The sequence below is a fragment of the Photobacterium sp. MCCC 1A19761 genome (assembly GCF_037389125.1).
In the GTDB taxonomy this organism is placed as follows: domain Bacteria; phylum Pseudomonadota; class Gammaproteobacteria; order Enterobacterales; family Vibrionaceae; genus Photobacterium.
This window is the reverse complement of sequence record NZ_JAZGTF010000023.1, coordinates 23,612-36,978: the sequence shown is the minus strand read 5'-3', so window position 1 is coordinate 36,978 and position 13,367 is coordinate 23,612. Positions and strand designations below refer to the sequence as shown.

The following is a 13,367-nucleotide window of genomic DNA, read 5'->3' as shown; positions in this document are numbered from 1 at the left end:
GTATTCGCTTTCGGATATGTCGTTTAAGTCAAGCCTTTAAGTCAACTTATCTCTGGCTGCTGTCAAAGGTCTGACGTGGTTCCGGCGCTTGTTCAGAAGCATGTTGGCAGTCACTTTAATCAGAAAAGGAAGACATCGTGAAAGTACTGGTAGCGATAAAACGTGTGGTGGACCCATACGTTAAAATCAGGGTCAATCGTGATGGCACTGGCGTGGAAACAAACAATGTCAAAATGGCCATGAACCCATTTTGTGAGATTGCCGTGGAAGAGGCCGTCCGGCTCAAGGAAGCAGGCATTGCCGAAGAAGTGGTTGTGGTGTCAGCCGGTGAGTCGGCGTGCCAGGAGCAATTGCGCACCGCTTTAGCCCTGGGGGCTGATCGGGCAATTCACATCGACACGGAAAACAATCTGGAGCCGCTGACGGTTGCCAAGTTACTCAAGGCCGTGATGGAAAAAGAGCAGCCCGGTCTGGTGCTTTTGGGCAAACAGTCCATTGATTCGGATAACAATCAGGTGGCGCAGATGCTGGCGGCGTTAACCGGTCGGCCGCAAGGGACATTTGCCTCGAAGGTGGTGGTTGAAGATGACGTTGTCACGGTTACGCGTGAGGTGGATGGCGGCCTGGAGACCCTAGCGCTGAAATTGCCGGCGATTATCAGTACCGATCTCCGGCTGAATGAGCCGCGTTATGCGTCGTTGCCAAATATCATGAAGGCTAAGAAAAAGCCGATGGAATGTGTGCAGCCGGCTGATTTTGACGTGGCGGTGACTCGTCATCAGGAGATCCTGTCGGTCTCGCCGCCACCGGAACGAGCCGGTGGTATTCAGGTGGCTTCGGTTGCGGAGCTGGTCGATAAGCTGAAAAACGAAGCGAAGGTGATCTGATGGCAACGTTAATTATTGCGGCACATGCAGAACAGACGGTATTGCCGGAAACGTTCAAAGTGATTCAGGCGGCCCGATCGCTGCCGTCTCCGGTATCGGTGCTTGTTGCGGGCAGTGGATGCAGCGTGGTCGCCGAATCGGTCAGCCGGATTGCCGGGGTGGATGAGGTGCTGCTGGCGGATGATGTGGTCTATCAGCATCAGCTACCGGAGAACCTTGCATCGTTGGTGGTGGAGCTGGCCGGACGATTTACCCATGTGCTTGCTCCGGCGAGTACCTTCGGGAAAAACCTGATGCCCCGGGTTGCGGCGTTGCTGGATGTGGGACAGCTCTCGGATGTTATTGCCATCGAAAGTGAAGACACGGTGATCCGCCCCATTTACGCCGGAAATGCGTTGGCGAAGGTGAAGTCGCATGATCCTGTGAAAGTGATGACGATCCGTCCGTCGGCGTTTGATTCGGCACCGGAGCAGGAGACTCCGGCACCGATCACGGCTCTGGAGGGCGCCGTGCCAACCGATCTGTCGCAATTTATCAGTCTGGCGGAGACCCAAAGTGAGCGGCCGGATTTATCGGTGGCCAAAGTGGTGATCTCCGGCGGCCGGGGGCTGGGAAACAAAGAGAACTTTGCCTTGATTGAACAGCTGGCAGACAAGCTCGGCGGGGCAATTGGTGCCTCACGGGCGGCGGTGGATGCCGGGTTTGTCTCGAATGATTTACAGGTCGGACAAACGGGCAAGATCGTGGCGCCCGAGCTTTATATTGCGGTGGGGATTTCGGGCGCTATTCAGCACTTGGCCGGGATGAAAGAGTCCAAAGTGATCGTGGCGATCAACAGTGATCCGGAAGCGCCGATCTTCCAAATCGCCGATTATGGTCTGGTCGGCGATCTGTTCGACATCCTGCCACAACTGATTGAAGCGGTTTAGAAAAACCTGAAAAATCGTTTTATTCCAGTATTGTCCAGCCGCGCTGCTCAGCCATCCTGAGCAGCGCGGTTTTTTCTTTCTGCTGCTCTGCGGTCAGCCAGTCAATAAAATGCGTGACATCGTCACTTTCAGTGGTGGCGTGGTAGTAATACATCCACTGGCTGTTGGCGACCACGGCGGCGTGTTTCGGTAGCATGAGATAGCCTTGCTCCAGCTCATGAACCACCAGCATTAAATCGGTAATGGCGACGCCCTGACCGGCCAGGCAGGAGGTCAGGGCCATATCCAGGGTGTTGAAGGTGAGTCCCGGTTGATGGATCTGATTCGGACGTTGAATACTCTTCAGCCAGGCTTTCCAGTCACTTTGATCTGAGGTCGGATGCAGGCGCGGGTAGTTCAGCAGCTCATCAATCGACACCGGCTGATTGCTGCGGGTGAGTTGGCCGGAGTAAACCGGAGCCAGATACTCTTTTCGTAAAAAATGCTGCTGATAGCGACTTGGCGGCTCGTGCTGCATGTTATAGACAGCCACGTGATAGTCATCTTCGTCCAGCATCAGCTCTTCACTGGTATGGCCCATACTGGAGGAGATCACAATATCCAAATCCGGGTGCAATGCCTTAAATGAATGCAAGCGGGGGATCAGCCAGCGCACGGCAAAGCTCATGGCGACCTTGACTTTCAGCGTTCCGGTTTCCTGAACCCGACACTGTTTGATGGTGCGGTTGAGCTCACTGTACTGCCGGGTCAGCAGCAGGGCGACTTCCTTGCCTGACTCGGTCAACTCCAGCGCCCGGTGATGGCGGATAAATAACGGAAAACCTAAGCTTTCTTCCAGTTGTCGGATTTGCCTGCTGACCGCACTTTGGGTGACATTCAGTTCACTGGCTGCCAGCGTGAAACTCAGGTGACGGGCCGCTGATTCAAAGACCCGAAGGCCGTTGAGGGATGGGGGTAATAAGGCATGTCTCTTTTTCAATTCCATCGGAGATCCATTTGGATGTGCACGGTGCTTGGATGAGTTTTTGGAATGCTAAGGTACTATAAATGTCGCTTGAAAGGCAAAGTTTTACCCCTTAGAGTGGCGAGGATAGAAGTAATCTCTGTTTCGTACAGATTACGGTTTGATTTTTTGCCTTGCGTTGTGAGTTTTGAATAAAAAATGAAAAAGTTGGTCACGCTCGCTATACCACTAATTATTTCTCAGTTGGTGGCCCAATTACTGATTTTTACTGATGTCTGGATGATGGCCCAGCTCAGTATTATGGCCATTGCCGGTGGCGGCCTGGGCGCGACAGTGTATTCGATCGTGTTTATTATTGCCGGCAGTACCGTCGGTTGTGTTGCAAACCTGATCGCCATTGCTTACGGGATGCGGGCAAGCCGCCCGGCCCATGGGGAACAGGAGATCCGTGCTGCCGTGAAAGGCGGGGTTCTGCTGTCTGTGATTTTGACGTTGGCGTTGCAACCAGTGTTCCTGTTGATGCCGGAGATGCTGTCGATGGCCGGTCAGGATCCGCAGGCCGTGGTGCTGGCGGTGGATTATCTGGATGCGCTGAAATGGTCGATGTTACCGACGTTAATCTTGCTGGTGCTGCGGAGCCTGGTCAGCGCGTTTGGTGATACCCGTTCGGTGATGGTGATGTCTCTGGTCACGGTGGCGCTGAATGTGCCGCTGAGCTACCTGTTTGCCTTTGAGTGGAACCTGGGACTGGCCGGTTTGGGTTACGGTACGGCGCTGGCGGCGCTGCTGGTGATGTTCGGCTATGGCTACTGGGTGTTTCAGCAGCCGAAATACCGGGACTATCATCCGTTGCAGCAGCTTCGTGAATATCGTGTCGGGATCATGTTGCCGCTGCTGGGGCTCGGAGTGCCGATTATGATCGCCACGATGCTGGAACATGCGCTGTTTTCCGGGGCGGTATTACTGGCGGGTACACTGGGTGCGGTGTCGCTGGCGATTCACCAAATTGCGCTGCAATGTCTGAATTTGTCCTGGAATGTGGCGTTTGGTTTTTCGCAGGCCGCTTCAATTCTGGTCAGCCAGCATGTGGGCCGTCAGGAGCCGCAGCTAGTGCGACGTTTTGCCTATCTGGGATTGTTTCTGGTTACGGCAGTGAGCGCGGTCTTCGGGGTTGCGGTGAGTGTGTGGCCGGAGTTTCTGACCCAGGTCTTCAGTGTTGAAGGCGATGCCCTGGCGATGGACTTGGTTGCGGCCTTGCCGAGTGTGATGATTATGGTCGCGCTGTGTTTTGTCGTGGACGGCTGGCAACTGGCGGCGATCAGCATTCTGCGCGGGATGAAGGTCGTGAAGGCTCCGACAGTGTCAACGGTGATCGGCTACTGGCTGATTGGGCTGCCGGCTGCCTGGTATCTGATGAAAGGCATGGGGCTGGAAGGGATCTGGGCCGGCTTGGGCATTGGCCTAGCGGCGACCGGGGTGATGCTGGTGAGCTTGCTATTCCGTCACCTGAACCACTTCGAACGCCTGGTGCAGCAATCCCAGGCACGATCGGCGCATGACCCGCATCAGCCGTCGCACCCGATCAAGTCTGGTGCAGAGCGCGCCGGAGCGCGTGCGGTGTCAGAGAATCCGTCTGCGGTGCTGACTTAACGTCCGTGTGAATGAGCGGGCTGTGGTTTTATGGGACTATGGTTTTATGGGGTGATGGGTTCGTCATTGCGTGATTGAAAACAGAGCGGAAAAAAGCCGGAAATGATTCCGGCTTTTTTATGGGTGTATTTTGATTGGATGTGATTTTTACTGAACGAGATACCTGTCGCCGGGTGTTAACGCATGCGAAACACATTGGTTTGTTTGTCTTGCTGGACTTCGGCGAAGCTGCGGACAAACGGTCCCTGCTGACGAATACGAGCCGGTAGGGTATCAATCACACTTTTGGCTTCGGCCTTGGTGGCGAAGTCGCCATAGATCACCGCGTACCAGCGATTGCCCAGACTGCGTTTCCAGTTGACCCAAATTGGGTCTTGTCCTTTGATATCCCGGATATAACCGCGGACGTCGCGCTCTTCACTCAGTGCCAGAACCTGAATCGTAAAACGGTTTGGATCCAGATGGCCATAGGCTTCCTGGGTCGTCATTGCGCCGACACATTGGCTTTGTGGGCCGTTGGTTGTCGTACAGCCGGTCAAAAAGAGCAGCGCTGCGACCGCAAAGAACTTATACACTCAGTGTCCCCTCTATGCTTCCAGATGAAATTGCCATGATCTATAGGCGGTTAATTTCTCCGGATGGTAAATGTTTTTTTGGTTTATGGGTGTTACGGTGGTTGGTTGTCGGGTTTTATATCATTCTCGGGACTTACCTCATCCTCGGTATGGATACTGTTTTTATATCCAGTATGTTGGCAGAAGCGGTCACGAAATTCAATGGGTTGTCCGATGTGTGTGACCACCGATGCTTTACTGTCCGGCTCCCAGCCAGAAGGCGGTGAGTTTTTCTTCAATCTCATCAATCGTGGTGGTGTTGTGGGTTCTGGCAATCGCGCTCATCAGCGCATCCTGCTTGGCGGCTTGAATTCGGGTGAGCACCTGCCGGGTTGGAGGCGACAACAGATCTTTGAGATCAAACCCGAGCAGGAAAGCAGAGATCCGCTCGACATCATAGTCCAGCTGCTCTCCGGGCACGTAGTCTTCCCACAATCTGCCGTCATGAATGTGCTGGTATTTATCCATGATGGTGTAGAAGTCGGTGGCATCTTTGCTGTTTTCTGCGCCGCGCTCATCCCAGGCCATGAGTTTGAGCAGGACGATGCCAGGCAGGGAAGCAACTTTGAACTGGTGTGATTGAAAGTTCACGGTCAGGGCTGCATCGAAGGCTTCCTGGAACCCGACGACAGACATAGTCACCTCATGACCCGGCGGCCATTGAATGTGGCCGTGAGCATCTTCGAGTTGCCCGAACGGAATAATGTCGACCGGCAGGTTGGTTTCCGGCTCTCTGAGGCGATGTGACTGGCGGGTTTCCTCCAGCCCGGCATGGATCAGACCGGTTTTGACGGCTTCAAACTCCTCCCAATCCGCGACAAAAATTGCAGTATCGATGTCGCGGGTTGCCCGGATCGGCGGATGGCCGAAAACGCCGTGAAGCACGATGTCGCGCGCGGTGGCTCCGGCGATGAAATAGGGTTTACCGGTTCGCTCGATAGCCCTGATCACTTTGATCAGGGCGGTTTCAAACGCCGGGTTAAGGGAGTTGCTTAAGGTGTAGAAATTGTTCATTGAGGATCTCGGCGACTTCGCGGTTTCGGCTGTCCGGGCTTGTCAGGAGCTCAGCCGTACATAACAGGGCTTGAGCCGTTTGATTGAGTGTCAGGCTCTCCCCCCAGAATGGGGCGGCGATCGTTAGCTTTCCGTCTTGCGCCGGCCTGGCTTGGTATTGTCTGAATTTTTGCTGAAACGGGGCGCGGGTGAACAGTAACCACTGCTCCGGCGTCAGGTATTTCGTGAGTTGGTAGGCGGCAATTTCACCACTCCAAAGCTCACCTTCTTCCAGGGCGATGGATGACCAGCTGAGCGGTGTATTGACCGTCATCGCTTTGAGTTTTGGCTTGAGGGTCTGACGGTAGGCCTGCAGCCACTGATACTGCAATGCTTTCGGATCCAGCAAGCGGCGATGCTGTTTCTCCGCCGGAATATGATGGTTATCGATCAGGTAGTGAATGGCTTTGTTGACCATTCCTAATGAAATACCGGCCTTGGCAGCAATTTCACTGTACGTTTTCTGCAACAACTCTTCTTCTGCAAACAAAGCAAACAGGCATTTGGCGACACCGATACTCATGGTGTTTACCTGTGGGAGTTGGGTGTCCGGTTGGCGTCCCTGAATCAGGATATACACAGCATCATCGACGATGGACACATTCCCGGCTTCATCAATATAGTTGATGCCGTGCTCCCGGCAGTATTGGTGCAAAAAGTCACTGAGGCAATTGCAGATCAATAAGGGGTTGTCGGTCTCAGCCGCCTGTTTGAGAAACTGCGCCAGATTCTCTTTTCGATGGATCTGTTTATACACAACGGCAAAGTTGTGCGTTTTGGTATGCAGGGTCAGCCTGAGCCGGGCGTCATAAGATGCCTGGGGCAGTGGTTCGATTTCGACCTGCCAGTCCTGGGGTAGCGTATGGGGGAGCTGATGCAGCCAGATGAGCTCTTTTTTCATGATAGGTCCACTTTCATGAGTCATGAAAAAATAATAATCGTGAAAATCATCGGTGTAAAGACAATTCCTGCTTGGTTTATTCCAAGAGAATCACTCAGCAAATCAGCCTATTCGCTTTAAAACTGCTGAGAGAAGCATCACCTGAAACTAAATTTGTTGTTTGAGGGTGACGATTATAGCTTCTCTCGAATAAACTGTATATATATACAGTATTATGTAACCATAGAGCGAGTGAAGTATGGCGGTGTTTCCTGTTTTCATTGAGTCCATTCCTTGCGGCTTTCCGTCTCCGGCCGATGGTCATCAGGAAGAGCTCGATCTGGATGACTACTTGATCCGTCACCCGAACGCGACGTTTTTTCTCCGTGCTTGCGGGGATTCTATGACAGGCGCGGGGATCTATGACGGAGATCTGCTGGTGGTTGATCGCGCAGAAGCGATTGTGCCCAATCGGATTGTGATTGTCCGGGTGTATGACGAGTTCACCTGTAAGCGATTGGTTCGGCATCAAGAACAGTGGTGGCTGAAAGCGGAAAACCACCGCTACCAGCCGTTTCCCTTGCCGGAAGATGCTGAAATCTTCGGCGTGGTGACCCGAAATATTCATAACTTGCTGGATTGATGCATGATGAGTGCTACGTTTGCGGGCTACCGGGATCAAATCTGGGCCTTGGTGGATGCCAAAAGTTTTTACACCAGTTGCGAGCAGGTGTTTGATCCGACACTGGCGGGCAAGCCGGTAGTGGTGCTGTCGAATAACGACGGCTGCTGTGTGGCGATTTCCGAGCAGGCCAAAGGCTTGGGGATCCAGCGGGGTGCCCCCTGGTTCAAAATCGAGCGGGAGGCTCGCAAGCTGGGCGTACAGGTTCGCAGTTCGAACTATGTGCTGTACGCAGATATGAGCCGACGCTTTATCGAAGAGCTGTCCCGGTTTTCGCCGCAGGTGGAGCAGTATTCAATCGACGAAGCGTTTGTCCGCCTGGACGGGATGAACCAGGAAGATTTAACGGCGTACGGCCAACAGATCCGGGACACGATTTATCGGCATCTTGGCCTGGCGGTGCGGGTCGGTATCGGCGCCACGCCCACGCTGGCCAAACTGGGAAATCAGGCGGCGAAAGCTTATGAGCAGCGGCTGCATGGTGTCGCTGAAATCAAAACCGAACAACAGCGACGTTGGCTGTTGCAGCGAACCGATGTGCAGGACATCTGGGGCATTGGGGCAAAAACGGCGACCCGGCTGCGAACCTCAGGGATCACCACAGCACTACAGCTGGCTGATCAAAAATCGGCGGATATGCGCCGGTTGTGGAATGTGGGTCTGGCCCGGACCGTCCTTGAATTACAAGGCGTGGCCTGCATTGCACCGGGAGATATTGATGAAAAGCGCAAGCAAATCTTGTCCAGCCGCAGTTTTGGTGTCGGGATCAGCCAACTGGATGAGCTGAAAGCCGCACTGGCGTTTCACTGCCAGCGCGCCGGGGAAAAGCTGCGTCAGCAAGGCAGTCAGGCCGGGGTGGTCAGCCTGTTTTTACGCACCAACCGCTATAAAGATTTACCGCAATACAATAAGAGTACCGCGCGGGTTTTGGCCTGTCCCAGTCAGGATACCTATCAGTTTTTAAACTCAGCGATTGAGCAACTGCACGGGATTTACCGTCCCGGCTATGAATACCAGAAGATCGGGGTGATCCTCGATGATCTGTCCGATGTGCAGCACCAATACGTCCAGCTGGATATGTTTGACGCCAGTACCCTGGATGAAATGAAGCGACGCAAACTGATGGCAGTGACGGATCAGCTCAATGCCCGTTATAAAAACGGCGTCAAACCGGCTTCGGTGATCAGCGCTACCAACTGGCACATGCGCCAGGCCTTCCGGTCCAATCGTTGGACAACCCGGCTGGATGAACTTCAGATTGCCAAGTGCTGAGCAGCGTGAGGGAAAGTAATTGATTAAGAAAGTGAATCAAAACAGTTGCAAATACAAATAACATTTGTTTTCATTCGTACTATTGATGGTTTTGTTAAATAATATAAATGGAATTTGTAATGAAAACAGTGTTTATCCGACAACCTTTGGCCTTAGCGATTTCGCTGGTTGTGGCCCCGGCTTTGGCTCAAAGCGATACTCAGAGTACAGAAACGCTGACGGTCTATGGCCAAAGCTATGAAGGTTATGCGGAACACATGCCAACGTCGGGGACGAAGACGGATTTGGCATGGCTTGATGTGCCTCAATCGGTCTCTGTGGTGACCGGGACGGAAATCAAAGATCGGGGTGCAGTTCGCTTGGTTGATGCGCTCGATGGCGTCGCCGGCGTCAATAATACCCTGGGCGAGGGGAGCCGGGATCAGTTCGTGATTCGGGGCTTTGACTCACTCAACGACGTCTACCGGGACGGGCTACGGGATGACGGGAATTTACAGTCCTACCGAAGTCTGGCCAATATTGAACGGATTGAAGTCGTGAAAGGTGCGGCAGGGGCGCTTTATGGGCGCGGATCAGCCGGGGGGTTGATCAATCTGGTGACAAAGCGTGCCAATGGGGAAAACTTCACACATTTCAATTTCGGTGTGGGCAGCCAGAATCAGTATGTGGGTCAGGTTGATAGCTCAGCGTCGGTGTCCGAGACGGTGAATGGGCGTGTGAATCTGGAATATCGCGAAGGGGATTCCTATGTCGATCATGTGGACTCGCATGATTATTTCATTGCTCCGACGCTCAGAATCACCCCTCGGGAAGGCCATACGCTGGATCTGGATGTGGAGTATGCCTACCAGGAGCTGGTTCCGTATCGGGGTGTGCCTTCGAAGGACGGGAAGCCGGTCGATGTTACGGAGAGCATTTTCTTTGGCGGCACGAATGACTATCAGAAGTCTGACAGTCTTCGCCTGGCGGCCGATTATCAAATCGACCTGAATCATGCGCTGACGTGGCATAACCGCGTTTCCTGGAATCGGATCGAACTGGAGCAAAAAGGGACCCGGCAGGCCAGCACGGTTGTGACGGGAGATACCGTGGCGCAGACCGTGAATAATTTTGGCTATGATCCGCGTACCACCACCACGCTTCAGTCTGAGCTGGTTTGGGACACCGGGGCAAATCAGCTGTTGCTTGGTGCGGACTACAATCGGATCGATATCGACCTGACGCTGGCCAGTGATAAAACGTTGCCGGGACAAGATATCCACCATCCGGTTGCCGGTCCGACGCCGGATCCAGGGTTTAAGCCGTTTCGGGATAACGTGACGGAGTCCACCGGCCTTTATGTCCAGGATGTATACACCCTCGGTGACCTGTCCCTGATCGGGAATGTGCGCTATGACATGATGGATTTGGAGCAGCAAAAGTTTGGTCAGGGTAAAGAATCACTGAGTGATGAAAAGTTCAGTTATCGTGCCGGGGCCGTTTACCGTCTGACGAGTGATGTGTCTACGTATGCGACATGGGCGCGTTCATGGCAGCTGCCGTATGCCGGGATCTACATCAATCCGAAACTGGCAGAATTCTTCCATACCGATTTGCAAGAGCTGGGGATGAAAGCGTACTTGCTGGAAGACTCGTTGATGTTGAATGCAGCGCTGTTCCGAATCGATCAGGAGCAGCCGCAAACCAACGTCGACGGTGATGTCATTGATAAAATTGAAGCGCGTCACCAAGGCATCGAGCTGGAAATTCGCGGTCAGATCACTGAACAGTGGAACCTGTCGGCAGGCTATAGCTATCTGGACGCTGAAGATAAAGAGACTGGCAAGAAACCCAATGATGTCTCTGACCACTTATTCTCGCTCTGGACCGCTTATCAGCTTAATGATCACTGGCGATTTGGCGGCGGCGTCAAATACGTCGGTGAGCGCTTTGCGGGGAACAATGAGGCGGTGGCACTAGGGGATTATACCACGGTCGATTTGATGGCAGCGTATCGTCTTGATCGTCATCACGTTCAGCTAAATGCGTATAACATCCTGGATGAAAAGTATATTTTGGGAACAACCAACGGTACTTCCGGGCTGAACCAGGTGGGTTATGGGGCGCCGGCTGAGTTCATGCTCCACTATCGTTATCACTTCTAAACAGAACGCAGGCGGCCTCTATGGCCGCCTGTCTTGTCTTCTGCGCTTGGGTCGCATTCGGTTGGCACGCCTTTGGTTGGTATGCCAGGGGCTTCAGCTTTATATGATTGTGATTGTCGCAGTATTTTGGCGTTCAAGTGCAACAGCGTTACATGAAACTGTGAAGATGGTTTAATAGATAAAACTTCATAATTGAAAATGATTGTGAGATTTGTTCTTATTTGTGGCTTTTTTATTGAGTCATCTGTTTATGAGCAGGTGTCGTGGCGAAGTTTGGGTTTGTGCGGCAGCACATATCTGAAAGGATTTGAATGAGATGTGTAAAGGAGTATGGGTGTGAAGCTGCGAGAAAACGGCGTTTGGGGCGTGTTTGGGGTGTTGATCGGGAGCTTGCTTTGTGCCGCTTCTGCGTGGGCTGAAACCCGAACCATACAAGATGAAATCGGGACGGTGACCTTGACGGGAACGCCGACACGCATTGTTGCTCTGGAGTTTTCATTTGTTGATGCCATGGCGGCGATTGGCGTTGCGCCTTTAGGAATTGCCGATGACGGTAAGCCGGAGCGACTGATCCCTGCGGTGAAAGCGGTTGTGCCAAACTGGCATTCGGTCGGCTCACGCTATCAGCCGAGTCTGGAAGCGATTGCCGAATTGAAACCTGATTTGATCATCGCAGACTTGGAGCGCCACAGTACGATTTACCAAGACCTGAAACGCATTGCGCCGACGTTAATCCTCAAGAGTCGGGGAGAAACTTACGAGGAAAATCTGGCGGCCGTACTGACACTGGCCAAGGCCATTAACAAAACCGAGGAAATGGAGGTGCGTCTCCGGCAGCACCGGGAAACCATGGCAGCGTATAAAGCGATGATCGACTCACAGGAAACCGTCCAGTTTGCGGTGGTGTCGGATCGCGGTATGTGGATGCATGGCCCAGCGTCCTATGCGGGGGGCGTATTGGACTTATTAAATGTGAAAAGCCCCATTCCGGATCAAACCGGGCAAGCTTACCTGCCGACCAGCCTGGAGCAACTACTGGCCGCGAATCCCGACTGGTTGTTGATTGGCCGTTATGCTGATCAGACCCCGCTGGAAGAGTGGCAGTCCAGCCCGATGTACTCGCTGCTTCGTGCGGTGAAACATGATCGGGTGATCGAAGTGTCACCCGGCTTGTGGTCACTGAGTCGTGGGATGCTGGCTGCGGAAGGCATGGCGGAAAATATTACCCAACTGATGAATGGCCAGCGATGAGCCGTTTGTCTGTGTTCACAGTGGATCCCTCTGCACACCGGCCATTTTCTCTCAGCGTGCCGGTGAAGCTGGGGATTTTACTGATTTTGCTTGGAGGCGGAATGGTGGCGGGGCTGCTCAGTTGGTCCCGTTTTTCACTGACCCTGGCAGATGTGACCAACCTTGTCCTGTCATACGATGAAAGCAGTATTGCGCAGCAGTTGATCCTGAACATTCGTTTACCGCGGGTGCTGTCTGTCCTGATGATCGGGGCCAGTCTGGCTGTCGCCGGTGTACTGATGCAGGGCGTGACCCGAAACCCGCTTGCTTCGCCGGCGATCCTTGGTGTCAACGCCGGTGCTGCCTGTTTTATGGCACTGTCCGCCATTGGCGTTGCGGTGATCAGTGAGCTACATCCGCTGCTGTGCGCCTTGTTCGGCGGGGCATTGGGTGGGCTAATGGTGATTGCGCTCGGGGGATACCTGAGCGGTCACCGGATTAACCCGGTCCGTCTGGTGCTGGCCGGGATTGCCATTAATGCTTTGCTGGCCGGGCTGACACGGGCAGCGCTGATTATTGCCGACGAAATGGCCTACAGCATCATTTACTGGCTGGCCGGATCGGTGGCAGAAGCCGGCTGGCAGCAATGGGTCTTGTTGTGGCCGGTTTGCACAGTCGCATTGCTACTCTCGTTTGTACTTGCCCCGCAGCTCAATACGTTGGCGCTGGGAGATGAAGTCGCGGAAAGTTTAGGGATTGGCTTAGGCAAAGTTCGCTTGCTTGCTGTTGCCGCCATTCTTGTTTTGACTGCTGCTTGTGTAGCGGTTGCCGGTCCCATCGCCTTTGTCGGCCTGATTGTGCCGCATGTCTGTCGCGCCTTGGTCGGCAGAGATCACCGCGTATTACTCCCATTTGCCGCGCTGGGCGGTGCTGTGCTTCTGGTGTGGGCCGATGTACTTGCCCGCGCAATTGGATTTCCGGCGGAAACACCGGTCGGTGTGGTCACAGCCCTGATCGGGACACCTTTCTTTATCTTTTTATCCGCCAAAGGACGTACCTAAT

General features: G+C 53.6%; 12 protein-coding genes. 8 read left to right on the top strand and 4 right to left on the bottom strand.

What is annotated here, in order from left to right; genetic code table 11:
• The first annotated feature begins 137 nt into the window (after positions 1-137).
• Together VV869_RS18190 and VV869_RS18185 are read left to right on the top strand one after the other, a co-directional pair.
• Positions 138-887, top strand: a complete 750-nt coding sequence (locus VV869_RS18190; protein WP_337736330.1) for an electron transfer flavoprotein subunit beta/FixA family protein — start codon at positions 138-140, stop codon at positions 885-887.
• Positions 887-1,816, top strand: coding sequence for an electron transfer flavoprotein subunit alpha/FixB family protein (locus tag VV869_RS18185; protein ID WP_337736329.1), 930 nt, complete (start codon positions 887-889; stop codon positions 1,814-1,816). The genes VV869_RS18190 and VV869_RS18185 overlap by 1 nt, the downstream gene beginning before the upstream one ends.
• Before the next feature lie 19 nt (positions 1,817-1,835).
• Here the strand turns inward: VV869_RS18185 and VV869_RS18180 are convergent, their stop codons facing one another.
• Positions 1,836-2,801, bottom strand: a complete 966-nt coding sequence (locus tag VV869_RS18180; protein ID WP_337736328.1) for a LysR substrate-binding domain-containing protein — start codon at positions 2,799-2,801, stop codon at positions 1,836-1,838.
• Between the two features lie 177 nt (positions 2,802-2,978).
• Between VV869_RS18180 and VV869_RS18175 the strand changes: the two genes are divergently transcribed.
• On the top strand, positions 2,979-4,430 hold the full coding sequence (locus tag VV869_RS18175) for an MATE family efflux transporter (protein WP_337736327.1): 1,452 nt from the start codon (positions 2,979-2,981) through the stop codon (positions 4,428-4,430).
• 176 nt (positions 4,431-4,606) lie between these two features.
• Here the strand turns inward: VV869_RS18175 and VV869_RS18170 are convergent, their stop codons facing one another.
• The 3 genes from VV869_RS18170 to VV869_RS18160 form a co-directional block, all read right to left on the bottom strand.
• Positions 4,607-5,005 carry an SPOR domain-containing protein gene (locus VV869_RS18170; RefSeq protein ID WP_337736326.1) on the bottom strand — a complete coding sequence of 133 codons (399 nt, stop codon included), beginning with the start codon at positions 5,003-5,005 and terminating at the stop codon, positions 4,607-4,609.
• A 234-nt stretch (positions 5,006-5,239) separates the two neighbouring features.
• Positions 5,240-6,058 carry a hypothetical protein gene (locus tag VV869_RS18165; protein WP_337736325.1) on the bottom strand — a complete coding sequence of 273 codons (819 nt, stop codon included), beginning with the start codon at positions 6,056-6,058 and terminating at the stop codon, positions 5,240-5,242.
• On the bottom strand, positions 6,024-6,998 hold the full coding sequence (locus VV869_RS18160) for a type IV toxin-antitoxin system AbiEi family antitoxin (protein ID WP_337736324.1): 975 nt from the start codon (positions 6,996-6,998) through the stop codon (positions 6,024-6,026). Before VV869_RS18160 ends, VV869_RS18165 begins: the two co-directional genes overlap by 35 nt.
• Positions 6,999-7,236: 238 nt before the next feature.
• Here VV869_RS18160 and VV869_RS18155 point away from each other — a divergent pair, with 238 nt between their 5' ends.
• The 5 genes from VV869_RS18155 to VV869_RS18135 all read left to right on the top strand — a co-directional run bounded on the left by VV869_RS18155 (position 7,237) and on the right by VV869_RS18135 (position 13,366).
• The gene (locus VV869_RS18155; protein ID WP_261604116.1) at positions 7,237-7,620 is read left to right on the top strand and encodes a LexA family protein; all 384 of its coding nucleotides are present in this window, start codon (positions 7,237-7,239) and stop codon (positions 7,618-7,620) included.
• A gap of 6 nt (positions 7,621-7,626) precedes the next feature.
• On the top strand, positions 7,627-8,931 hold the full coding sequence (locus VV869_RS18150) for a Y-family DNA polymerase (protein WP_337736433.1): 1,305 nt from the start codon (positions 7,627-7,629) through the stop codon (positions 8,929-8,931).
• A 119-nt stretch (positions 8,932-9,050) separates the two neighbouring features.
• Positions 9,051-11,075 (top strand): TonB-dependent receptor, encoded by a 2,025-nt coding sequence (locus tag VV869_RS18145; protein WP_337736323.1) that lies wholly within the window; start codon positions 9,051-9,053, stop codon positions 11,073-11,075.
• 336 nt (positions 11,076-11,411) lie between these two features.
• On the top strand, positions 11,412-12,326 hold the full coding sequence (locus VV869_RS18140) for a Fe(3+) dicitrate ABC transporter substrate-binding protein (protein WP_337736322.1): 915 nt from the start codon (positions 11,412-11,414) through the stop codon (positions 12,324-12,326).
• Entirely contained in the window at positions 12,323-13,366 is a 1,044-nt protein-coding gene (locus VV869_RS18135) for a FecCD family ABC transporter permease (RefSeq protein WP_337736321.1), read from the top strand. The genes VV869_RS18140 and VV869_RS18135 overlap by 4 nt, the downstream gene beginning before the upstream one ends.
• Position 13,367 lies beyond the last annotated feature (1 nt).

What these genes read in the sequence shown, in the direction of transcription:
- VV869_RS18145 (WP_337736323.1), top strand. Translation starts at nt 9,051, where the DNA reads ATGAAAACAGTGTTTATCCGACAACCTTTGGCCTTAGCGATTTCGCTG.
- VV869_RS18175 (WP_337736327.1), top strand. Translation starts at nt 2,979, where the DNA reads ATGAAAAAGTTGGTCACGCTCGCTATACCACTAATTATTTCTCAGTTG.
- VV869_RS18180 (WP_337736328.1), bottom strand. Translation starts at nt 2,801, where the DNA reads ATGGAATTGAAAAAGAGACATGCCTTATTACCCCCATCCCTCAACGGC.
- VV869_RS18160 (WP_337736324.1), bottom strand. Translation starts at nt 6,998, where the DNA reads ATGAAAAAAGAGCTCATCTGGCTGCATCAGCTCCCCCATACGCTACCC.
- VV869_RS18150 (WP_337736433.1), top strand. Translation starts at nt 7,627, where the DNA reads ATGAGTGCTACGTTTGCGGGCTACCGGGATCAAATCTGGGCCTTGGTG.
- VV869_RS18185 (WP_337736329.1), top strand. Translation starts at nt 887, where the DNA reads ATGGCAACGTTAATTATTGCGGCACATGCAGAACAGACGGTATTGCCG.
- VV869_RS18135 (WP_337736321.1), top strand. Translation starts at nt 12,323, where the DNA reads ATGAGCCGTTTGTCTGTGTTCACAGTGGATCCCTCTGCACACCGGCCA.
- VV869_RS18155 (WP_261604116.1), top strand. Translation starts at nt 7,237, where the DNA reads ATGGCGGTGTTTCCTGTTTTCATTGAGTCCATTCCTTGCGGCTTTCCG.
- VV869_RS18165 (WP_337736325.1), bottom strand. Translation starts at nt 6,058, where the DNA reads ATGAACAATTTCTACACCTTAAGCAACTCCCTTAACCCGGCGTTTGAA.